This is a genomic window from Serratia sp. ASV30, from assembly GCF_016428815.1.
GTDB classification, from domain to species: domain Bacteria; phylum Pseudomonadota; class Gammaproteobacteria; order Enterobacterales; family Enterobacteriaceae; genus Chania; species Chania fonticola_C.
The window spans coordinates 1-258 of sequence record NZ_JAELTL010000286.1; the positions used below are offsets into that span (position 1 = coordinate 1).

Annotated in this window: 1 protein-coding gene; it reads right to left on the reverse strand. The window is 60.5% G+C overall.

Annotated features, from left to right (window positions below; translation table 11 throughout):
- On the reverse strand, nucleotides 1-258 hold a 258-nt coding region (locus JHD74_RS26480; protein ID WP_199063965.1), incomplete at both ends, for a condensation domain-containing protein.

Genomic DNA, 258 nt, shown 5'->3' on the forward strand with positions numbered 1-258 from the left:
TATGTTGATACCCCTGCCCGTCGTCGTCACACAGGATCAGGGTGCGCAGCACTTCGTGCCGGTCAACCACCTTCATCAGGGCCTGTGCCACTTTCTGCGGATCGGTACCGGCCTGCAGCTTGAGCGTAAGTGGGACGTTGTAGGCGTTGCTGCCTTCTTCATAACGGTCGATAAACCACAGGCGCTCCTGGGCAAACGACAGCCGCTGTTCCTCAGGCCGGGCGATCGACGGTGCCTGGATGATCTGGCTACCCTGCG